Raw genomic sequence first — 22,694 nt, 5'->3', positions numbered from 1 at the left:
AATGAACTAACCATAGAAGTAATCAGATTGCGTTTTCTGGGAATTGCTGAAAAATAGGCGTAAGGATAATACGAAGAAATGAGTCAATTTAAAACCATCAATGAACTGTTCCAGGTAGCATTGCAGAAATATAATGATAAGCCATTGTATTTCACTAAAGATGCAAAGAAAAACTTTCAAGGGGTTTCCTTGAAAGAAATTTATAATAAAGCACAGAGTTTAGGTTGCTACTTAATTGAGCTGGGTGTAGAATCTGGAGATAGAGTCGGACTAATGTCTGATAATCGTGTAGAATGGGCAATAGCAGATATTACTGCATTAATTATTGGCTCATCAAACGTACCCAGAGGTTCTGATTCAACTCCTCAGGAGATTGAATACATTCTTGAACATAGTGGTAGTAAGGTTTGTTTTATTGAGCATGAAAAGCTTTTAACAAGTGTTTTGCCTGAAATACCAAAAACTCAGGTTCAGAAAATTATCGTATTGGACTCAAAATTTAAGCTGAAAGAAGATAACCCTATGGTTATTTCCTTAGAAGATGCAATAAAAGAGGGTGAAGCTCTACGTGAGAAGCACCTCGAAGAACTTAAAAAGCGGGAAAAGGAAGTTAAAGAAGACGATCTGTTTACAATCATTTATACTTCCGGGACCACAGGTCTTCCAAAAGGTGTTATGTTAACCCACAGGAATATGATATACAATGTGGTGACAGTGCCTCCTATGGTTGGAATCGCGAAAGAAGATAGATCTTTGACTATACTACCTGTATGGCATATATTTGAAAGAGCCATGTATTATGCTATCATCTCTCAGGGAGTTGGATATTATTATACGAATGTTCGTGATTTACGAGATGATTTTGCAAGAGTTAAACCCACATTTATGGCGTCTGCTCCGAGACTCTGGGAAAACCTTTATATGGGGATTAAAGCAAAAGTCGATAAAGCTTCTCCTATACAAAAAATGCTTTTCGATGCAGCTTATGATATTTGCAAAAACTATAGAAATGCGGTCGATTATCTCGAAGGCAATAAGTTAATGCTGAAGGAAGAAGATCCTATAGAAAAGGCACAAAACACCGCACTTTCTCTATTTACCTCTGTAAACCTGATGATTCCGGCAAAAATTATGGATGGAATTGTATTTGAAAAAATTCGTGCGGTTTTAGGTGGTAAACTTCGCGGAACGATATCCGGTGGTGGAGCACTTCCTCCTCATGTAGATGAATTTTTTAATGTTATAGGCATTCCTGTTTATGAAGGTTACGGAATGACTGAGTGTGCCCCAATTATCTCTGTTCGTACAGTTGGAAAAATCGTTCAGGGAAGCGTAGGTTTTAGACCTCCCGGAACCAGTGTTAAAATATTGAATGACAAGGGTGAAGAAGTTCCTACCGGCGAATTGGGAGTTATACATGTAAAAGGCCCTCAGGTCATGAAGGGTTATTATAAAAACGAAGAGGCTACTTCCAAGGCTCTAAACAATGGCTGGTTGAATACCGGAGATTTAGGTTTTATTAGCCTGAATGGCACCCTTTCTATTCGTGGAAGGATGAAGGATACAATCGTTCTTTTAGGTGGAGAAAATGTGGAGCCGGTTCCTATTGAAAACCTACTATTAGAACATAATCTGGTCAATCAGGTAATCGTTGTAGGTCAGGATCAGAAATCTCTAACGGCGCTTATCTGGCCTGATTATGAGAAGATGGCCGAAGCCGGTCTTAAATTTTCTAAGGATGAAAACTTAAATAACAATAAAGAAGTAAAAGCGCATTTTGCTAAGATTGTTAAGAGTATGGTTTCATCTGAAAACGGATTCAAGTCTTTTGAGAAGTTAAGTGACTTCCGTTTCCTACCAAAAGCTATGGAAGTTGGTGATGAGTTAACCAATCTCTATAAGATGAAAAGAAATGTAATTAGTGATAAATATGCATCCTTAATTAAAGAGATGTATGTTTAGGAATTAAGTTTTTGTAAGGGGGCTGTTTAAAAAGTCGTAATACTTAAGCGACTATAGCCCCTTTTATCTTGTTTTATTTTTCACATCTCTCTTTTATAACACGTAAGATATTCTCCTGAATGTCTCTCATCAGAAAGTCACTCCATAGATGTGCGTAGAAATTGAAGCGGGTGGATATCCTGAATTTACTTTCTAAGTGAAGTCGGATAGTGTTATTATCTAATATTTCAATTTCATATTTTCCTAATAATGTATCAAAGTAATCCCCTCCAACCACAACATGCGGATCAAGGGTTGTTAAAGGAGTTTTTTCCGGATCTGATTTTATGGTAAAAATCAATCTTTTATTTTCTTCCCAGACTGTAATGGTCTCCAGAAACATTAAACCTCTCTCAAATTTGGCTTCTCTGATTCCCCCGACACCATCATGTGAAAGTGTAGCTTCTACCGGTTTAGGAAAGCCCATTGTGTAAAAAAGTCCGCTTTGTTTTTCTGTTATTTTTGGGATACGAGTAATATGAGACCAGACAGTTTTAGAGTTAGCTTTTATATCAATTGTGCTATGTACTGTGCGGATTTCAGTTATCAGAGGAAAATTATTTTCAATTCTTGCCTCGGTAAATGGAAGAAATAGAAAAATAGAAAGAAAAACAAGTCGATTCGGACGATTCGAATTATGATTCAGGTATATACCGGTCAATACTCCACCAATGCTGGACATGAAAAGATATATGGGGAGAGCCATAATCATGCAAATAGTTCCTTCAAGACCGGTAACGATTGTCAATAACAAGCTGACTGTTGCAGATACCCAGGGCATTAAAATTCGGAAAGCGAGAGAATTTTGACGCTTTTCCGAAGCAAAGTATACTGTTATTACTCCCAAAGAAAAAGGAAGAATAAATACGAAGCCCCAGGTCATAACAACGAGAGAAGAAGTTTCTGTATTTTTTACAGCATACTGGCAACTCAAACCGTATATGATGGAGGCAATAAAGCCCGTAAAGTAAGCCAGGAAAGCTTTAGTTTTAGATGTCATAAATTTCTTTATTATAGACTTCGAAAAAAGTAAATAATAAAATATTTGAATTTATCCATTCGGATTGTATTTAGGATAATATGTGTTTTATTGAGCTTGATGTAAAGCTTCCATAATCTTATTTATTTTAGCCGGTTTAGGTAAAATATTATTTAAACCAATTTCTCGGCAATGTTCAAATACATCTGTCGTTGCATCCCCGGTTAAAACAATATATTTGGGTTCAATATTTCGTTCTCTTAAAGTTCTTACTATATTAAAACCGTCCATATCAGGAAGGTTCAGGTCTAAAAAAACTATATCAGGTCTTAGCTCTGTAATTTTCTTAATTGCTTCCTGTCCGGTAAAAGCCAACTCAAGTTCTTGAAAACCCTCTCTGTGTAAGAGTTTCTTTAGAAGATTTGCATTTACTTCTACGTCTTCTACAATAAGTATTTTAAGTTTATAATTGATAGTCTTATTATTAGCTATTGTATGCTGTAGAATTTTAGGGTTATTGGGACATTGATAACAATGATTTTCTTTTTCATTTGCATTTAGCCATTCTTTGCAGGGCTGCAAAGCAATAGAGAAAGAAAATATGGCTCCACCTTCTTTTCTGTTTTGGACTTTTATACTTCCATTCATAGCTTCTACAGCTTTCCTGGCAATATACAATCCAAGTCCGACTCCCTGTTCACTTGTATGACGTAATTTTCCCTGGATAAAAGGTTCAAAAATATTTTTTATAAGGTCATCAGGGATTCCCGGGCCATTGTCAGTTATTGTAAAACCCAGTCTTGAATAACTTTGATCTTCCCAATATAATTTCACTTTAATAATACCGGAGTTTGTCCACTTAACTGCATTGGATAAAAGGTTTCTGATTATATCAAAAAATCTGGTAGGATCTCCTATAAAATGACTGGGGATATCTGCTGCAAACTCAGTCTGTATTTCTACTGAATCCGGGGTTTTACTTTGATAGACCTGTATGAGTTCATGCATTCCCAGGAGTAGTGAAAATTTTTTAGATTGAAGTTTCATATTGTTTTTTGCAATTCTTGTAAAATCCAGGATGTCTTCAATAATGAGTAAAGATTGTGAAATGGCAGCTCTTAGAATAGGCAAGTTTTCAGGTGATTGAGGCAGTAGCTCACTGGCAGAAAGGGCTGCTTGCATGGGAGTGCGTAATTCGTGATTCACACGTGCAAGAAAGATTGATTTGGAATTCGATGCTTCTTCAGTTTCTCTATTTTGCTTTTCAAGGGCAAGTTTGGCGAGTAACAATTCCTCCGAATTTCGTAAACCTTTTTCAACTAAATAATATATAAATAAGGAATAAGAAAAAATAGAGAATATGAATATGCTTAATAAACTCAGGTTGGAGACAGATAGTGAGGAAGGAGAAAAAAACTTGAGGGAAAATGAATCAATTTCTAATAGAAGTTTGAATATACATGCTACAGTTATTAGAAATATATAACCGTAAAATTGAATTTTTCGAATAGATAAGAGTCCGTAGGAAAAAATAAAGATGGTGATAAAGGATATAAATACTGCTATATTTAGAAATGGTGATATGCTACAGGCACAGACTATAGTCAAAAAGGAACTATAAGAGGCATGGATAACTTTTTTCGAATAACAGAAATAAATACCTGCAAGGAAAATAGGAAGAACCACTGTGGTAATGGTACTTACAAATGGGTTTATTTCTTTTGTTAAGGCAAACAAAGTTAACATTCCAAGGGAAGAAAAGAATCCGATTACATTAAAAGTAAGTATGAAACGTAATTTTGTTTGTGTGTAGTATGTAAGATCCATAGGTCTATTTTTTGAAGATTTAAAATTATAGCTTCAATATGATTAAGAATAAAAAGAGTAAGAATTATCGTCAAGGTAAAATTTTCTATTATTTTTTATATGAAAATAAAGAAGCTAAAGTAACTGTAGCCTGACATACTGCAAGCAGTTTTTTGATAAGAAATGAGTCAATATAAGAAAGAAAAAGAAGGGAAAAATAACTTGCTATTTAAATAAAATGAAGTTGATAATGCAAAAGGATAAATTTATGGGGAATTTAAAACTGATAAAAGATCTAAATCCATTCTACCTGTTATTAGAACCAAAAAGAAGCTGGTATCAAGACTTTATATTATATGTGTATTTTCTAATAATTCTTTATTTTATATTACATTTCATTACTTACTGGATGGAAAAGAAGTTAAGTACAGTAGATATACAAACCATTTATAATCATAGAAAAATTGCCAGACGCTTTTTTCTACTATTTGCGGTTATATTTGCTTTTCCAATATTTTACCATCGTCTTGATTATCTACCTACTTTTTTAGGGATAATTGCAGCAGCTATCACAATTTCCTTAAAAGAGGTCACTTTAAGTATAGTTGCCTGGTTCATCATTCGCTCCAGTCACGGATTTGAAGTGGGGGATAGAATAGAAGTAGATGGGGTTAAAGGAGATGTAATTGATATTACGTTATTAAAGTTTTCTCTAATAGAGGTAAACAAAGAGCGTTCGATTGACCAGTCTACCAATCGAATTGTGAGTTTTCCGAATAACTTTGTAATCTTATATAAGATATTTATCGTATCTCAAAAAATGGACTATGTATGGGATGAAATTCATTTCTATATTTCAATAGACTCTGATATAGATAGGGTAGAATTATTACTTCAGGAAATATTAAAAAAAGCTTACTTTGCGGAGGTTGATGAAATAGAAAGGCAGCTAAGGGAAGTCTCGAAACGCTATCTGATGAAATTAGGAGTTTCTACTCCTATTGTTTATACGACCCTTGAAGAAGGAAAGGTCATGATTTCACTCAGGTATTTAACCCGTATAAAACAAAAAAGGCAGAATCGCAGCCAGTTAAGTAGAGCGGTGATTCATGCCTTAAAAAAAGAGAAGAAGATAAAAATTATTTCATAGTATAAATTTGGAGAAAATCTACAGAGTAGGCTTCTCCTCCCGGTGCACCGGCGAGGATCACGACTTTTTCTCCTTCTTTTAAGATTCCTTCAGATTTCAATATTTCGTTCATGAAGTTAATCATATCTGTAAATTTATCCATCATAGGTAAAACAAAAGGATAAACACCTCGCATCAAATTCATCTTTCGAGAGGTTAATAAAAATGGGGTGAACGAATAGATGGGGGGCTTTGGACGAAAACGAGAAGCCAGATTTGCCGAGTAACCACTTCGTGTGAAATTTATAATTGCTTTCGCATTTATGGATTCTGCTATTTGTTTAGCAGCTGTACCCAGGGCGATTTCGTTTTCTTCAAAATGTCGGGTAATACCTTTTCCGGATTCAAAATGTTTATATATACTTTCAGCTTCTGTTATAATTTTTGTCATAATTCGAACAGAGTCTATAGGATATTTCCCACTGGCTGATTCTGCGGAAAGCATGACTGCATCTGTTCCATCTAAAACTGCATTGGCTACATCACTGGCTTCAGCCCTTGTCGGACTGGGGTTTTCTATCATGGATTCTAACATCTGTGTGGCTGTGATTACAGGCTTACCGGCAAGGTTTAGTTTCCGGATTAATTCTTTTTGGATAATAGGAACTTTTTCTGTATCTAATTCTACCCCCATATCGCCTCTGGCAATCATAATGGCATCAGATACTTTAATTATTTCATCGATATTTTTTACGGCTTCCGGTCTTTCTATTTTTGCTATCAGGCCTATAAATGTTCCTTTCAAATATTGTCTCGCAAGCTCAATGTCGGATGCTCTTCTTACAAAACTTAAAGCTATATAATCAACACCCAACTGCATAGCGAACTTTAGATCTTCAATATCTTTTTCAGTAAGAGCAGGAGCGCTTACTGGTGTTCCGGGAAGGTTGATTCCTTTATTACTTTTTAAATCTCCTCCAACAATAACTTCTAGTAGAGCTTTCTCCTTTTCTTTTGAGATGACTTTAAAAATAAGTTTTCCATCATCAACTAATACTTTGTGCCCCACTTCCAGATCCTCAACCAGTCCGGGGTAGGTACAACCGATTTCTACTTTTGTTCCTAAAAAATCTGCATCCGTATTAACCAGTAAGTTATCTCCATTTTTCAACTGTATCATACCATTTTCAATTTTTCCGGTACGAATTTTCGGTCCCTGTAGATCTGCTAAAATAGCGATAGAACGACCGGAACGTTGTTCACATATTCGAATAAGATCAAAAACACGCTTGTGTTCTTCATGGGAGGAATGGGAAAAATTTAATCGAGCAATATCCATCCCATTTTGAATCAATTCAGTAATCATTTTTTCATTGGATGAACTGGGTCCTATTGTGCATATAATCTTGGTTCTTTTTGAAAGTAAGTTCATAAGGTTAGTATAAATCAAGGTAGGTTTTTATTCAAGCTGGATCTGAATTTAAAGGATATACTTTGAAAGCTTAAATGTTTAGTTCAATTTCGACACGAGTACCCTGATTATTTGTAATGGAAAAAGTTCCTTTCAATTGTTTGGTAAGAAGTGAAATTAAAGAAAGGCCGAACTGGTTGGAATTGTTTAATTTTAAATTTTCCGGAATACCGATTCCATCATCTTGAATATGTATTTTTAGTTTGTTGAAATCTTTTTTAATGACAATTTGGATTGTACCTTTATCTTGATGGATAAATGCATATTTCATTGAATTTGTTATGACTTCATTAATAATAATACCGAGATTAAAAAGCTTTTTTCCATCCAGAATAAATTCATCAATTTCTTTAATAACCTGTATTTGAACTCTGATTGGAAATGTATTAAGGATTTCATCAACTAATGTGGTAAGATAATCTTTTGCAGATGTTTCAATAAAATTTTGAGATTTATAAAGTTTGTCGTATAATAAGCTCATGCAAATAATGTTTGATTGAATATCTTTTAAGATGGAAATTGTTTTTGAATCATTTAGGGTGGAAATTTGGAATTCAATAATGCTCTGTATTGCCAGCATATTATTTTTAATTCGATGATTCACTTCTTTTAGTATAATTTCTTTTTCTGTCAGTAGCGATTTTATTTTTTCTTCTGTTAATTTTCTCTCAGTAATATCTGTATGGGTTCCGGACATTCTCAAGGGTCTACCATATTTATCTTTTTTAACTACCTTGGCACTATCGAAGATCCATTTCCAATCTCCGTTTTTTGTTTTCATTCTATATTCAATTTGATGATTTTGCGTTTTTCCTGATAAATGATTTTCTATAGAGGCTACAGCCCTTTCTCTATCTTCAGGATGAATTAAATCTGTCCACTGATTTACTGTGAATTGAATCTCCTCCAGTGTATAGCCGAGCATTTCTGCCCAGCGCTCATTTCTTTGTACTTCATTTGTTTCTATATTCCAATCCCAAAAACCTAGTTTACTTCCTTCTAATACAAATTGTAAGCGTTCTTCATTTATTTCTGCCCTATTTTTAGCTTCAAATAATTTAAAAGCCATTTTAATACTTGCATCTAATACTGTAATTCCTGAGTTTTTCACTACATATCCGTATGAGGTGATTTTTTCTGTTCGGGCAACTATTTCAGGATCTGTATGACTGGATAAGAATACAATTGGAATTTCCTTTAATATTAGGATTCGTTCAGCTGTTTCCGTCCCATCAATTCCTTTTCCCAGATCTATATCCATCAGGATTAAAGAAATTTGTTTATTATTATTGAATTTTGTTATTGCGTCCTCACCAGAATTCGCAATGATTACAGAGTATCCCAATTTTTCAATTTGCTTTGACTCTACTGAAGCAATGAGAAAATCATCTTCAACAAGAAGTATCGTTTTATTCTTTGTCATAGATAAATTATTTTTAGATGATTTAGAGCATAAGTATAGGGAAATAAAAGTAAAGCTTAATTTATAGAAAAGTTGGTTTTTACAAAGATGATTTAAGGGAAAGCGAGGCCTTCCGACCTCGCCGTAGTTTTTAAGCTTTTAAGCGGGCTTCCAAAGAATCCAGTTGTTCTTTCAACTCTTTCGGAAGCTTGTTTCCAAATTTTGGATAGTGGTTAGTTTTTACATCTTCTAACTCTTTTAACCAGCCTTCTTTGTCTACTGCTATCAATTCTTTCATATCTTCTGCACTCACTCCTGCAGGAAGATCAATTGCATCAGTTGTAGGCATCAGACCAATTGGAGTTTCCTGTGCTTTTCCGGTACCTTCGGTTTGTTCGAAAATCCATTTTAACACACGGCTATTTTCTCCGTAACCGGGCCATACAAATTTTCCGTCTTTCTTACGGAACCAGTTCACAAAGAATATTTTAGGAAGTTGCGCATTTGGTTTTTTACCTATATTTATCCAGTGCTGGAAGTAATCTCCCATGTTGTAACCGCAGAAAGGTAGCATGGCAAATGGATCTCTACGGATGGAGCCAACTTTCAGGTCAAGTGCAGCTGCTGTGATCTCAGAACCTACAATTGAACCCATAAATACCCCATGGTTCCAGTCTTTTGCCTGATGAACCAGTGGAATTGTGCTGGGGCGACGTCCTCCAAAAAGAATCGCATCGATAGGAACACCTTTCGGGTCTTCCCATTCTGGTGCAACAGCAGGACATTGAGATGCCGGTGCTGTGAAACGTGCGTTTGGATGAGCTGCCGGTTTATCAGCTTTAGCAGCTTCCCACTCGTTACCATTCCAGTCGATAAGTTTTCCCGGAGCCGGATAACCGATTTGTTCCCACCATACATCTTTATCTTCTGTTAGAGCGACGTTAGTAAAGATTGTATTTTTTTCAATGGACTTCATTGCATTGGGGTTTGAATCCATAGAAGTTCCAGGAGCCACTCCGAAAAAGCCTGCTTCAGGATTGATAGCGTATAATTTTCCACCTTCTCCAAATTTCATCCAGGCAATGTCATCACCCACGGTCTCTACTTTCCAACCGGGGATAGTAGGAATTAACATAGCGAGGTTTGTTTTTCCGCAGGCAGATGGGAAGGCTGCCGCAATGTATTTTTTCTTGCCGGCAGGATTGGTAATGCTCAAAATAAGCATGTGTTCTGCGAGCCAACCTTCATCTCTGGCTGCCACAGAAGCAATTCGGAGAGCCAGACATTTTTTTCCTAAAAGAGCATTTCCACCATAACCGGAACCATAAGACCAGATAGTTCTTTCTTCCGGAAAGTGAGAAATGTATTTTTTGTCGAGAGGAGCACAGGGCCATTCTCCATTATCTTTTTCTCCCGGTCCTAAAGGTTTTCCTACGGAATGTAAGCAGGGAATAAATTCTCCCTCATTTCCCAGAACATCCAGTACCTTATTACCCACACGGGTCATGATATGCATATTAACTACTACATAAGGAGAATCAGTGATTTCTACGCCGATTTTTGCAATGTTCGAGCCTACAGGTCCCATTGAGAAAGGAATTACATACATAGTTCTACCTTTCATGCAACCATCATAAAGTCCTCTCATTGTATTCTTTAATTCATCAGGATTTATCCAGTTGTTTGTTGGACCTGCATCATCTTCTTTTTTTGATGCAATATACGTGCGGTTTTCAACTCGAGCTACATCAGAAGGGTCAGAGCGAAATAGATAGCTATTTTCACGTTTCAGGGGTGTTGCGATTCCTTCATCGACCATTATTTTAATCATGCGGTCGTATTCTGCTTTAGAGCCATCACACCATTCTACCTTGTCCGGTTTGGTCATCTTAGCAATTTCGTCTACCCACTCGAGAAGTTTCTTATGATTCGTAGGTGCCATTAAGCCTCCTTCCTCATTTTAATTTGTTACATATATAAGAGCCTGTTTAAAAATGGAGCTACAGGCTCTTGCAGCTTGCTTTCCTTTAATAGATAAGCTCACTTTAAGACACGCTGTAAGCGACAAAGCTCTTATCTGATAACTATTTATCTCATAAATTAAAAAAAAGGATATTATATACAAGCTAAAAAATCAAGCTTGCCGACTGTTTTTTATCAGACTGGAGTAAAAACGTAAGTTTTTATAAATCCGCCTGTTTATTTTTCTCTTTTTGAGGGATGTATATCCTTGGATCCATCCGGATACCTATTTTCTCTAAAACGCGGGAACTTAAGAATTTCATATCCTCGGCCATATAGTAAAGACAGGGAATCAGGATGAGAGTAATAAAACTGGCAAAAATTAAACCATAACCAAATGCCAGGGCCAGGGGGGCTACAAAATAGTTTTTATTTCCACCAATAGCGTAAATGGTTGGAATTAAACCCAGAACAGTAGTACCGGTAGTTAAAAAGACGGGTTTTAGTCGGATGACACCTCCCCTGATAAGTGCTCGGCGTAAGTCCGGAGTTTCTTCTCGAATATTGTTGATAAATTGTACGAGCACAAGTGTATTACTTACAATAACTCCGGCGAGGCTGAATAGACCGAGGACGCTCATGAAAGAAAGTGGTTGGGAGTGTGTATAAAGTGCAAAAATAACCCCTACCAGGGAGAATGGGATCGCTCCCATTACAACAAGCGGTAATATAAGAGAATCAAAAAATACTGCCAGAATAATAAATATTATTATCAGTGCATATATAAATAAGATACCAAGTTCGCTCATGGTTTTATTGGTATCTTCATTTTCTCCACCATAGGCAATGAAATATCCGGGATAGCGTTTATGAATGTCTTTAAATTTTTCTTTTAAGAGTGAATTTACTTTCATGGAATTGGTTATATCTATTTTTACATCTGCCTGAACCTGTATGATTCTTTTATAATTCAAGCGATTAATTTGTGAATATCCATCTCTTTCTTGAATATAGGTTACTGTGCTTAGAGGAACGAGTCCTCCGTTTCGATTGGCTATCAATACTTCATTCAGACTATTCTTTTGTTTCAGATGGTCTTCCGGAAAGCGGACTCTAACTTTAATTTCATCCTCTCCCTGCCAGATGGTTGTTGCTTCAGCTCCTTTAAAGGCTGCGTATAAACTTCTCGCAACATCTACAACAGACAAATTGGCTCTGGCAGATTCTACTTCATTTATATGATACCTGTATTCCTGTTTACCCGGTTCAAAATCCATTTCAACATTGATGACTCCTTTTAGAGTTTTTAAATAATCCATGTATTCTTTTGCAATTTTTTCTAAGGTAGAAAAATCTTTTCCCCGGAGTTCAATATTGATGGGCTTTCCCACAGGAGGACCTCCTGCCTGTAGTTCTACATTTACATTAAATTCTTTGGCTAATATACCCTTTTCGGTGGCTATTTGAATTTCTTTTCGAAGAGCATCCCGAATTTCGGTAGCTAATCTCTTTCTTTTACTTTCCGGACTGAGGAGGATGTTTAGCGTTGATTTATGAGTTCCTTCTCCCGGTTTGGGATCTAATACGGAGTTGGCTTCTATCCCGACTCGAGACCGTAAGGAAACCAATTCTTCTTTGGGTAAACGCAGGATAATTTTTTCTAATTCCTTTACCTGCTTTAAATTTTCTTCGAGATTCCTTTGCTGGGGTAATTTGGTTTTGATTACAATTCCTTTTTCTCCCCCACCGGAAATAAAAACAAAACCGATAAGTGGTGTTAGAGACAGAGCCGCCACAAAAAGGGCTACAAGTCCACCGAAGGTTAAATAACGGAACTTTAAAGATAGTTCAAGACTAATTTTGTAGATAAATTGTAGTTTACCAAACCAACCTTTTTCAAACTCTATTTCTTCTGAAGGTTTATCACCGGTTTCGGAATTTTTAATATTCGATTTAGAAAATATACTTAAATAAGTGGGCAATACAAAAATTGCAATTATCCAGGAGGCACCAAGGCATACCATAAGAACAATGGGAATTGCTTTTACAAATTTTCCGATGATACCGCTTACCATAAGAAGAGGGGCAAAGGCTGCACAGATACAAAGTAACGTAACGGTTACAGGCCAGACTACTTCTGAAACTCCTTTTTCGATAGCATCCTGTTTCTTGAAACCCATTCCCAGGTATCTATGCGTGTTTTCAGAAACGACAATTCCGAAGTCAACTATCATTCCTAAAACCATAATCAGTCCAAATAGGCTTACTACATTTAAAGTAAGAGATGCGAGATCCATGCCCCAGAAAGCAATCATAAAGGACAGGGGAATACAAAGAGTTACAAGAACAGACATCCGAAAACCCATGCTTACAAGGAGAACTAAAAATAGAAGAAAAAAGCCGCTGATAGCGTTTGAAATAACCGAGCTAATATCATTTTTGGTGTTTTCGCTTCTATCATCAAATAGTTCTATAGCCACACAGTCTTTGCAGGAATTTAAATTATAATTAAATTTCGAAACTTTTTCTTTAATGCGTTCAGATGTGCTAATCTCATCTGCACTTTTTTTCTTCCAGATACTAAAAATAATAGCTTCCTTTCCCTTGAATCGCTCATAGATTTTCCTTTCTTCAAAAGTGTCACTTACTCTTGCCAGATCTTTTATCCTTGTGGTAAATGCCAGATCATTAGCCCGTATTACTGTATCCTGAATTTCTTTTGTATTTTGATATAAGCCTTTAGTTCTCAAGACATATTCATTTTTATCAATTTTTAAGGAACCTCCCGGCATATCATAATTACGATTTGAAACTGTGTAGATAAGCGTATTTAAATCCAGATGATAATTTTTTAATGCAAAAGGGTTGGCTTCGATAAGATATTCTCTTTCTAAAAAACCAAAAGGTTGAACTTCGGCTACACCATCGATATCATAGATATAGTCTTCCAATTCATCTGCAACCTGTCTGAGTTCTTTGTAAGTCGCTTTATTATTATCTTTACTGTAAATGGCTGCATAAATAACTTCCGTTTTATCCAGTTTAATTTCCTCGACAACAGGTTTTTCGGCTTTTTCGGGAAGATTTGTAACAGCTTCTACTTTGTCTTTAATGTCTTGGATTACAGCTTTTTTATTTTTAATCCTGTCTTCGAGATAAATAGCAATGACCGAAACATTTTCAATATTGTAGCTTCTAACTTTATCCAGTCCATCCACTTCTCTGAGTTTTTTTTCTATAGGAATCGAAACCAGTTGTTCCATTTCATCCGGCGAGCCACCCGGATAAATCGTGGTAATCGAAACCATATCGAAATTGACTTCCGGGAAAGATTCTCGGTTTAAATGGATAAGTGTACGATAGCCGATAATAAAGACCAAAAAGACCAAAAGATTCATTAGGAGTTTTTGAGACATGAGAACTCTTACTAATTTTAGCATTCTATCTTCCTCGAATTTTATTTAAATCTTGATGGAAACTAAAGAAACTATATTAGTTTCCTATGGTTACATTATTTTAGACAACTAATTATCTGAATTTATTTAATTTTTTTGTTTATCACGGATTAAAATACCGAAAAAAATAATATTTACAACTTCATCTATGAGTTCCGTCAAAGATTTGCTTTGAGATTGATAGTATTCCGGGTTGAAAACGGTATTAAAAGTTCCTATAAACATTTGCGAAATAATATCTGCATTAGCCGTTTTTTTTATTTGTTTTTCTTTAATTCCCTGGTCGAGGATTTTTTTAATTAATTTGGGTAGGTTCTTTTTTTTATTTTCCTGTATCGTATTGTATATATCAGGAGCTGATTTTGATAAATCCAGCTGCAAGGAAAACATGAGATTGTTTTCTTCGGTTTGACTCTGAACTAATTTTTTAAGTTTTTCTAAAAAAGGAATTTGTTTATCCTGGAGAATATTATCCAGAAAAGCTTCATAGGATTCTTCCTGTTGCTGGATAACGGAAAAGAGCAGGTCGAGTTTGGATGAGTAATGTTTATAAAGGGTTTTCTTGCTCATTCCTACAGAAGTAGCAATATCATCCATACTTACCCTGGAATATCCATGCTTTAAAAAAAGGTGTTTGGCGGCTTCATGAATTCGATTTCCCGGATCCGGTTCAAGATGTAAACTCATATAAATTTAGACTGAGAGATTTTGATGGGTTGTCATTCAATATTTTTTTAAAGGTTTATAAGGAATCGAATAGCGATGAAACTGGAAAAACCAGCTTCATCTTATTTAAGATAATAGTTCTTTGATATATTAACAAAATCTTTTATTCAGAAGGTTTACTTACGGGAAGGCTTCCCGGAACCCGAATCGTACTGAAATCCTTAAACTCTGTGGGTTGTGTTCTTTGACTCAGAATATCATTAATTCCTAATATATAAGGATTCAAAAGGTTACGCTGGTGATTTAAACCTCCGCGGATGAGATAGTGCCAGAAGCCTGCAAAACCGGATTTATGCCTCGGATGCCAGTCATGTTTTTTATGTAACTTGGGTTCTACCGTACTGATGATAATACTGGATTCATCAAAGGGTAAGCTCAGGATATTTTTCTTGTGTTCCTCGGAGTATTTCCAGAATTCTTCTGCATTGCTGGGGTAGTAGATTCTTATGTTTACTCCCAATTTCTTTGCTGATTTCGCTATAGAACGGATGGTTTTATCTTTGAGCATATCTCCCGGTGAAATCGAAATTCTATCCAGACTGTAAAGTTCTCGTATGTGTTTATAGGCCTCCGGATTACTGAGCCAACCAAATTCGGGTTCCTTGGGGTTTTTTCGGAGAGAGAGTTTGTAGTGCTCATACAGGTCTCCTCTGTATTTCTTGTATACCTTCTCCATGATAGGCAGATCTGGGTGGTTTGCATAAACCTCTTTTAAGAGCTTTAAAGCTTTTGAAGAATGGGAAGTCTGGAAAAAATCTACAAGTTGTTCCGGCGTTTCGGCTTTAATAATAAACGCTTTTAGCATCCTGTGCAGGTTGACAATATTTATGTCGAAGTCAAAAAGCCAGGCCCATTCTGTTCTCGCCAGTGCCATATAGGAGTAGTTGGAATCAGCGGCCACACCGGCATAGCCTCCTCCGAGGTTTCTAACATAAGGTACAAAATGCCAGTTTCTCGGTTCGTTGGTTTTTACGTAGGAAACCGGGTCTTTACAATGGGCCGGAGACTGGTACAGAGTTTTACAGAGGGGCTTATTGAGTGTGTCGTAAGCCTCCAGTTCATGCAGGGTTTTTAATTGTTCGGCTGTAGGTTTTGTGAGTTTGGCCGGTTCCGGAGGAGGGTTTTTTATCATCCAGGCTGGTGAATTCGTAAGTACGGGGGTATCGGAGGCACAGCGAACAGAAAGCCTGTGTCCGCCGGTTTGAATGACCTCCGGTCTTCTCGAAGCCCCCCGGTTGTGTACGGAAGACCACCACCAGCTTCCCCCTTTCAGGATTTTTAGTTTCTGGGTTTCGCAGGGAGTGACTCCACCGCAGGGACCCTGAGGGTTATTTCCAACACAGTCTTTACAGGGTTCTTTGCAGTTTCCTCCGGTTCTGCATTCACTTGCCCAGTCGTTAACCCATTCGTAGCCATTGCCGGCCATGTCATAGACTTCGTAATGACCCGGAGGAAAGCTTCCGACCGGTAAGGTAACATCATCGGTGCAGTATTTATAGTTAGAACGTTTACAATCGGGTTCTTCATTGCCCCAGGGGTAGATGGTACCTTTTTCTCCTCCGCGTGCGACCTTTTCCCACTCGGCTTCAGTGGGCAGGCGCTTTCCGCGAAACCGGCAATACTGATTGGCAATTTCCCAGGTGATAGGAACTGCGGGCTGCTTGTCGTCCAGGGAACGGCTGTAGAGGCCGGATTTTATGTTTTTGTAGACCTTGCATTCTCCTGCTTTTATACATTCCCGGTATTCTGCGTTGCTAGCCTCGTATTTGTCGATATAAAAGGTTTTAACATAGACAGTCTGTCTCGGAACTTCGCTTTCGATAAAGGAAGGCTGTTTTTTAATCAGTTCAATTTCTTCTTTTAAGTCAGCTATTTGGGAGCGGCTGAGCTTTTGTTCTTTGAGACGGCCCAGGCGGTCTTCGAGGTCTTTTTTAGCCTGTTCAATAGCTCTGTCGGCTTCTTCTCGTGTGGAACCAATAATAGCATTTCCTCCGGGGATGCAAACCATGCCCTCCGGTGGATTTTCGCAATCTCCTTCTATAAGTCTCGAAGGAATACCTTTCGTGTTCTGCGGTTCTTTTTTGGTAGATTCGCAGGAAATCAGTAGAAGTAATAGAGAAAAAATTGTGAGTAAGTGTTTCAAGTGTGATGCCTTTTATTTTTTTTACCTGTGTAGCGAAAGGGGAGAAAAATCAAAGTATTATTTTTTGTTGTATTGTTTTCATCAGGGGGAATGCTTGATCTTTTTTTATTTAAAAGGTATCAAGAAATGCCGGTTTATATTCGTAAAAAATAAAATGATACAAGGAAGATTTATATGAAATTAGAGATGAGCCTGATGGAAAAAATTATTAGGATACTTAATAATATTACAATAAAATGGAAGATTATAATTCTTATCCTAACTTTTTCCGGTTTTTTTATCATGCTTTTATTATTATTTATTCCTTTTGTTTTCAAGATCCATGAAAAGAATATATACTACACCCATTTAATAGATAGAAGTAGAATTATACAGGTGGACTTTAAAATACAGGTACAGGAATGGAAAAATATTTTACTCAGGGGTAGCGATGTTAATAAATTTCATAAGTACAAAACCCAGTTCTTGCAAAAAAGCGAAAAAATTCAAAAAGATTTACAATATATAGAAAAAACAGTAATACCCGGTTCCGAAATAGAAAATAGGGTGAACTCATTAGAAAAAATTATGCAAAATTTGGAGAAGATTTATCTATCGAATTTAGAAAAATATTATAATCCAAAAAACCTAAATTCTATCAAAGATGTGGATAAAGCCGTTGAAGGGATTGATAGAGAACCCACAGAGAAAATAGGAAAATTAGTAGATACGATTGCTCAAACAGCAAAAGAGGAAACTTATAAGATAATTGAAATATACTTACTTTTAGTAGTCTCGGTATCTTTTATTATATTTGTAATGATTCTCTTTTTCCTCATAGCATTGAGTAGAAGTATTCACAGACCCATTAAAAAAATTGGATTACAAATGGAGGAAATTGCCAGCGGGGAAGTCAGTTTAAATGTAAAAATTATTATGACAGGTAATGATGAAATCGCAACGCTAGGTAATAACTTTAATGCATTTCTCATTAAACTGAAAAATATAATTACGGAAAATATTCATTTCTCAAGAGTTATAAATGAATCTATTCAAAAATTGAAAGAAGTTACCGGGGTTATCTCAGAGAACTTTAAAATTCAGTCAAATTCAACTTTGCAAATACAACTCCGTTCGAATGAGGTAAACCTTAAAAGTGAAGAAAATAGTCAGGCTTTAGAAAAGCAATTACTGGCTCTATCAGGACTATTTGAGAGTATAGATTCTCTTTCTTTATCACTGAGCGAATCGGAAGAGAAAGTTGAGAATAGCAGCAAACATTCGGAATCCCTTAGTGCGCGTATTTCAGAAAAAAATAAAACTCTCATCATGATAAAAGAAACCATGAAAAACATGACTGATAATTCTAAGAAGATAGAAAGCATCATTGGAATTATACATGATATTTCAGAACAAATTAATTTATTATCGTTAAATGCGTCTATAGAAGCAGCGAGAGCAGGGGATGAAGGGAAAGGTTTTTCTGTAGTGGCTTCGGAGGTATCGAAATTAGCTGATAGAACCTCCGCTAGCTTAAAAGAAATAGAAACATTAATCAAAAAGAATAATAAAGAATTAAATGATGAGTTAAGTAACGTAAATACGACCATTGAATTTTTTATGAATACTATAAAAGAGATTTCTGATATTACGGAAAGTATAAAAATCATTCAAGCCTGTACATCAGAACAATTTGAAGAAACAAAGAGGATAACTGAGAAAGTTAATATAGTGAAAAATCTTTCGAATAGTTTAGAAAGGGAGACGGTAAGTAATAGAGAGTCTATCCGATTGATTTCTGAAGAAATTTCTAATTTGAATAGGATTTCTCAAACGAATGATTCTAAACTTCATGAAGTAAAAAGTATATCTGATAATATCGTGCAGGTAGGTAATCAATTAGAAATCAGTTCTTCTCAATTTAAGATTTAGGCTCTAAAAAGTCAGGAAGTTTTACTTTTTTTAAGCGAGCCATAGGACTCGCTTACTTCAATATATTTTTTATCTTTTCTTTTGTTTCTGGAGATACATTTTTTCGAGCCGCAGGATTCTTTCATCCAGATTCATTTTTTTTGAGGGTTTAAGACCGAGTTGTTTTTCTAAGAATTGAACTCTTTTTTCCAGCTTAGCTGTCTTGCTTCTGCTTACTCGCCGGCTTCGAGTTCTTTTGTGTTTACGGTTTTTCTTTTTATATTTTTTATACGCCTTTTTGCGGGATTTATGGACTGTGGAATACTTGGTTTTTTTGGCTTGTTTGGTTTTAACAGTTGTTTCGGTATTCTCAGCCTCAGGAGGTAGATTTTGGCTATAATCTACTTTCTTTTTTTCTACAGTTTTGGGTTCTTTCCGGTTTTCTTTGGTTTCATAATCTAAAAAAGGAATGTCTTCACCCAGTAGTTTTTTATTGGTCTGTTTATTCTCTTTTTTTGTGTCTTCAGCTTTTTCGGAATTCGGAGAATTGTTTTTTTTGTCCTTAGCTTCTGAAGAATTCGAAGTGCTTTCCGGACTTTTCATTTTTTCCGGATTTACAGTGGTTACTTTTTCATACTTTTCTTCACTCTTAGATTTTTGTCCTATTGAAAGGATTTTCTTGGATATTTCATTACGATAAATAAAAGCATAAATACCCATTAAGATAAGAACAACCACGATAAGTGTGGAAACAATAACTTTTAGTGTGTGTTTAAAACCCATAGCATCCCTTTTATTTTTGGATTTTTCCCGGCTTTCAAGAAAAGACTGCGTCCTGCTTTCCAAGTTTTGAATATCTTCCGATAAATACAAAAACTGAAAAACCAGCCATGAACCAGAAGGAACTTTATCATGCCGGGAATGCTTTATTTTTACTATCGAATCATTTTTATCTCTTTTATACTGTATTCAATAAATTTATTTGCTCCACCAAAAAATTTTACCGGCGGGGAAAATGACTTTCTTTCCAGCCAGATAGAGTTGAAAACTCCTGAAGAAGACAGAGTTCAGATTCTTTCTGCGGTTTTATCTGAAAAGGGAAGTAAGTATTCTTTGCAACTTTTGGAGGCCTTTGAGGGGGAGAGACTCTGGTCTTTTCATAGAAATATTGCATTTTTAAGAAAAATGAATTTTATTTCAAAAATTCCTGAATCAAAAGCTTTTCAACTGGAGTCTGAGATTTTTAAAAAGAATACGGGCTATTCCTATCGATCTTCGTTTATGCTCCATTCCTATTTTGAAGTTCCTTCCCGAGAATCCATTTTTTTTAAACCAGAATCTGCCATACGATTTGAAAAGGGCTTACCGGTGAAAATTTTTGGCTGGGTTTTTTCAAATGAGTATGATATAAGCCTGGAACTGGTTTTGAGCCAGAAATTTCATCAGAATATCCATATTTCTCTCGGAAAACTTTCCTTTAAAGGTTGGAAGCGGATAGAAACAGTCGTTCAACTCGATAAAAAAAGTAAGCTGCTTATTGAGAGAAAAGGACTTTACCCTGAGGTGAAGGGGTTTTTACTAAAACCGGGAAAGCAACAGAAGAAAGGTGCATTCTTTATTTATCTGGATCAGTTTTCCGTGCTTTTAGATAAAGCGTATATGAATTATCCGGGTTCTGAAATTCGTGATAATTGGCGATAGAGAGTAGGTTATTATGGAAGAATTTGAAGATAAACGGCAGGAAGAATTTCTGGAGGAGGAGGAAGGTGAAGATTTTATTGAGCAAATAAAAACCTTTATCGATAATGGAAACGACGAAGAACTTCTGTCTTATCTTTCCAGCACTCACCCGGCCGATACTGCCGAAACCATGACAGCTCTTGACGATGATGATGCGGCTCTTTATCTTCTCAGGCTTTGCTCTTATGAAGACCAGGCTCATGTTTTAATCGAACTAAACGAGGATCTTCTTTCTTCTATCCTTGAAAATCTGAATCTGAAGGAACTGGCAGAGATTTTTCAGTTTCTGGAATCGGATGATATTATTTACCTCGTTTCCCAGCTTCCTTCTGAAAAAGGGGAGCAGGCTCTCAATACTATTTCGACCCGGGAAGCTTTTCGACTCAGAAAACAGTTAAAATACGAAGAATATACCGCCGGTCGTTTAATGTCCAATGAATTTGCTACTGCAAGAGAAACTGATACTGTGCGTAAGGGAATTCTGAGCTTGAGAAGGGTGGCCAAGAACGACCATGATATCTTTCTCCTCTTTGTAACCGATCAGGAGGGAGTCGTTCGGGGTTATGTGGGCTTGAAAGACCTTTTTTTTTCCAATCCGAGGGCTAAAATTCAAGAAATCATGAAGACCAGCATCAAGACAGTGCACTACAGTATGAAACAGGAAGAGGTAGCCCGCTTTTTCCAAAAATATGACTATGTATCTGCGGCTGTTGTGGATGATGAAGAACGCATGATCGGAAGAATTACGGTAGATGATGTTCTGGACGTGATGCAGCAAGAAGCTTCCGAGGATATCTATAAAATGGCGGGTTTGAGTGAGGATGAAAGAATCTATGCACCTGTCTGGGATACTGTGAAAACCCGAATTCCCTGGCTACATCTGAATCTTTTGACTGCGGTACTTGCTTCTTCTGTTGTTACTTTCTTTGAATCTACGATAGGTAGAGTAGTGGCTCTCGCTTCTTTAATGCCGATTGTAGCCGGGATGGGTGGAAATGCCGGAACGCAGTCTATTACGGTAGTTGTAAGAAGTATTGCAACAGGGGAATTAGGGGATAGAAACTGGAAACAGGCCATATTCCGAGAACTTTTGATTGGCCTATTTAATGGTATTATTCTGGGTTTTGTCACTGCTTTTTTTGTATATTTTTTTAAACATAATCTGGCTCTTGCTATTGTAATTGGACTCGCTATGCTTATCAATCTTCTGATTGCAGGGCTTGTGGGTTCAAGTATCCCGATTATTTTAAAATATTTTGATATTGATCCCGCAATAGCCTCTTCTATCTTTGTAACAACGTTTACGGATATATTCGGGTTCTTTTGCTTTTTAGGACTCGCTTCTTTATTTATTACATATCTTGTGTAGGAGACTTATTTATGAAATACATTTACATGGGTTTATATTTCACTTTTCTGTTTTTTTCCTATTCCTGTACTACTACAGATAAGACAACTGATATAAAACCGGATAAAGACAAACAGTATTTTTATCCCGGTGGTAAGGAGGAAACTATTCTGAATGAAAAGGGAGAGGTCGTTCAGATAAGCAATGAAGATCCGGAGTTTTTCCAAAAAACATCGAAGGATTGGAGAGAACTTTTCCGTGTAATTATTTCCAGTGAGGGTTATCAGGTAAGGCAAATACGCAAATCTGAATGGATAAAGCGAGCTCCTGATGAAGGAGGAGACAAGCTTACCATGGAAGAGCTAAAGCCCTATAATAAGGTAGATTACGTGGATGATGGAGTGGTTGCTATTGAATTGAGTCCTTATACGGGTAAGATTCAAAACCTGAATTTTGATACCCGTGTTCCTCGAATTAATGAACTGGCTAAAATTGTGCAAAACGATGCAACTCGCTGGAAGCTCATCCATAAAAATGAAGATGAACCTTCTATTCTGGAATATAAGATATTCTACCAGATAAAACTTCAAAAAAATGCCAGCCGCGAAGAGGTCATAGATCTTCTGAAAAAGAAGAAATAAA

Annotated in this window: 15 protein-coding genes; 6 read left to right on the top strand and 9 right to left on the bottom strand. The window is 36.3% G+C overall.

Annotated features, from left to right (window positions below):
* Window positions 1-78 precede the first annotated feature (78 nt).
* Window positions 79-1,962 (top strand): long-chain fatty acid--CoA ligase, encoded by a 1,884-nt coding sequence (locus H7A25_12440; GenBank protein ID MCP5500708.1) that lies wholly within the window; start codon window positions 79-81, stop codon window positions 1,960-1,962.
* A 73-nt stretch (window positions 1,963-2,035) separates the two neighbouring features.
* Here the strand turns inward: H7A25_12440 and H7A25_12435 are convergent, their stop codons facing one another.
* On the bottom strand, window positions 2,036-2,884 hold the full coding sequence (locus H7A25_12435; GenBank protein MCP5500707.1) for a hypothetical protein: 849 nt from the start codon (window positions 2,882-2,884) through the stop codon (window positions 2,036-2,038).
* Window positions 2,885-3,088: 204 nt separating this feature from the next.
* A complete protein-coding gene (locus H7A25_12430) occupies window positions 3,089-4,807 on the bottom strand; it encodes a response regulator (GenBank protein ID MCP5500706.1) in 1,719 nt (572 codons plus the stop codon).
* Window positions 4,808-5,054: 247 nt separating this feature from the next.
* On the opposite strand from H7A25_12430, the gene H7A25_12425 reads away from it, so the two are divergent.
* On the top strand, window positions 5,055-5,936 hold the full coding sequence (locus tag H7A25_12425; GenBank protein MCP5500705.1) for a mechanosensitive ion channel: 882 nt from the start codon (window positions 5,055-5,057) through the stop codon (window positions 5,934-5,936).
* Here the strand turns inward: H7A25_12425 and pyk are convergent.
* The 6 genes from pyk to H7A25_12395 all read right to left on the bottom strand — a co-directional run bounded on the left by pyk (window position 5,926) and on the right by H7A25_12395 (window position 17,074).
* The gene (gene pyk, locus H7A25_12420; protein MCP5500704.1) at window positions 5,926-7,347 is read right to left on the bottom strand and encodes a pyruvate kinase; all 1,422 of its coding nucleotides are present in this window, start codon (window positions 7,345-7,347) and stop codon (window positions 5,926-5,928) included. The two genes, H7A25_12425 and pyk, sit on opposite strands and share 11 nt — an antisense overlap.
* A 70-nt stretch (window positions 7,348-7,417) precedes the next feature.
* On the bottom strand, window positions 7,418-8,809 hold the full coding sequence (locus H7A25_12415; GenBank protein ID MCP5500703.1) for a PAS domain-containing protein: 1,392 nt from the start codon (window positions 8,807-8,809) through the stop codon (window positions 7,418-7,420).
* Window positions 8,810-8,939: 130 nt separating this feature from the next.
* Window positions 8,940-10,730 carry a phosphoenolpyruvate carboxykinase (GTP) gene (locus tag H7A25_12410; protein ID MCP5500702.1) on the bottom strand — a complete coding sequence of 597 codons (1,791 nt, stop codon included), beginning with the start codon at window positions 10,728-10,730 and terminating at the stop codon, window positions 8,940-8,942.
* Window positions 10,731-10,971: 241 nt separating this feature from the next.
* On the bottom strand, window positions 10,972-14,190 hold the full coding sequence (locus tag H7A25_12405) for an efflux RND transporter permease subunit (protein MCP5500701.1): 3,219 nt from the start codon (window positions 14,188-14,190) through the stop codon (window positions 10,972-10,974).
* A 102-nt stretch (window positions 14,191-14,292) separates the two neighbouring features.
* Window positions 14,293-14,892: a TetR/AcrR family transcriptional regulator gene (locus tag H7A25_12400; GenBank protein ID MCP5500700.1), complete on the bottom strand. Its 600-nt coding sequence runs from the start codon at window positions 14,890-14,892 to the stop codon at window positions 14,293-14,295.
* A 142-nt stretch (window positions 14,893-15,034) separates the two neighbouring features.
* Window positions 15,035-17,074, bottom strand: a complete 2,040-nt coding sequence (locus H7A25_12395) for a formylglycine-generating enzyme family protein (GenBank protein MCP5500699.1) — start codon at window positions 17,072-17,074, stop codon at window positions 15,035-15,037.
* Between the two features lie 174 nt (window positions 17,075-17,248).
* On the opposite strand from H7A25_12395, the gene H7A25_12390 reads away from it, so the two are divergent.
* Window positions 17,249-18,985: a methyl-accepting chemotaxis protein gene (locus tag H7A25_12390; protein MCP5500698.1), complete on the top strand. Its 1,737-nt coding sequence runs from the start codon at window positions 17,249-17,251 to the stop codon at window positions 18,983-18,985.
* A 69-nt stretch (window positions 18,986-19,054) separates the two neighbouring features.
* Here H7A25_12390 and H7A25_12385 read toward each other — a convergent pair whose 3' ends face one another.
* Window positions 19,055-19,747, bottom strand: coding sequence for a hypothetical protein (locus tag H7A25_12385; protein ID MCP5500697.1), 693 nt, complete (start codon window positions 19,745-19,747; stop codon window positions 19,055-19,057).
* A 129-nt stretch (window positions 19,748-19,876) separates the two neighbouring features.
* Between H7A25_12385 and H7A25_12380 the strand changes: the two genes are divergently transcribed.
* From H7A25_12380 to H7A25_12370, 3 genes are read left to right on the top strand one after another with little or no spacing between them, the layout of a single operon-like run.
* Entirely contained in the window at window positions 19,877-20,665 is a 789-nt protein-coding gene (locus H7A25_12380; GenBank protein MCP5500696.1) for a hypothetical protein, read from the top strand.
* Window positions 20,666-20,678: 13 nt separating this feature from the next.
* Window positions 20,679-22,073, top strand: a complete 1,395-nt coding sequence (gene mgtE, locus H7A25_12375) for a magnesium transporter (protein ID MCP5500695.1) — start codon at window positions 20,679-20,681, stop codon at window positions 22,071-22,073.
* 11 nt (window positions 22,074-22,084) lie between these two features.
* Complete coding sequence (locus tag H7A25_12370; GenBank protein ID MCP5500694.1) at window positions 22,085-22,693, top strand: hypothetical protein; 609 nt, start codon at window positions 22,085-22,087, stop codon at window positions 22,691-22,693.
* Window position 22,694: the final 1 nt, after the last annotated feature.

The sequence above is a fragment of the Leptospiraceae bacterium genome (assembly GCA_024233835.1).
Lineage (GTDB): Bacteria > Spirochaetota > Leptospiria > Leptospirales > Leptospiraceae > JACKPC01.
The sequence above is the reverse complement of the archived record's forward strand: the minus strand, read 5'-3'. Positions and strand labels throughout refer to the sequence as shown.

What these genes read in the sequence shown, in the direction of transcription:
- H7A25_12440 (MCP5500708.1), top strand. Translation starts at nt 79, where the DNA reads ATGAGTCAATTTAAAACCATCAATGAACTGTTCCAGGTAGCATTGCAG.
- H7A25_12435 (MCP5500707.1), bottom strand. Translation starts at nt 2,884, where the DNA reads ATGACCTGGGGCTTCGTATTTATTCTTCCTTTTTCTTTGGGAGTAATA.
- H7A25_12430 (MCP5500706.1), bottom strand. Translation starts at nt 4,807, where the DNA reads ATGGATCTTACATACTACACACAAACAAAATTACGTTTCATACTTACT.
- H7A25_12425 (MCP5500705.1), top strand. Translation starts at nt 5,055, where the DNA reads ATGGGGAATTTAAAACTGATAAAAGATCTAAATCCATTCTACCTGTTA.
- pyk (MCP5500704.1), bottom strand. Translation starts at nt 7,347, where the DNA reads ATGAACTTACTTTCAAAAAGAACCAAGATTATATGCACAATAGGACCC.
- H7A25_12415 (MCP5500703.1), bottom strand. Translation starts at nt 8,809, where the DNA reads ATGACAAAGAATAAAACGATACTTCTTGTTGAAGATGATTTTCTCATT.
- H7A25_12410 (MCP5500702.1), bottom strand. Translation starts at nt 10,730, where the DNA reads ATGGCACCTACGAATCATAAGAAACTTCTCGAGTGGGTAGACGAAATT.
- H7A25_12405 (MCP5500701.1), bottom strand. Translation starts at nt 14,190, where the DNA reads ATGCTAAAATTAGTAAGAGTTCTCATGTCTCAAAAACTCCTAATGAAT.
- H7A25_12400 (MCP5500700.1), bottom strand. Translation starts at nt 14,892, where the DNA reads ATGAGTTTACATCTTGAACCGGATCCGGGAAATCGAATTCATGAAGCC.
- H7A25_12390 (MCP5500698.1), top strand. Translation starts at nt 17,249, where the DNA reads ATGAAATTAGAGATGAGCCTGATGGAAAAAATTATTAGGATACTTAAT.
- H7A25_12385 (MCP5500697.1), bottom strand. Translation starts at nt 19,747, where the DNA reads ATGGGTTTTAAACACACACTAAAAGTTATTGTTTCCACACTTATCGTG.
- H7A25_12380 (MCP5500696.1), top strand. Translation starts at nt 19,877, where the DNA reads ATGCCGGGAATGCTTTATTTTTACTATCGAATCATTTTTATCTCTTTT.
- mgtE (MCP5500695.1), top strand. Translation starts at nt 20,679, where the DNA reads ATGGAAGAATTTGAAGATAAACGGCAGGAAGAATTTCTGGAGGAGGAG.
- H7A25_12370 (MCP5500694.1), top strand. Translation starts at nt 22,085, where the DNA reads ATGAAATACATTTACATGGGTTTATATTTCACTTTTCTGTTTTTTTCC.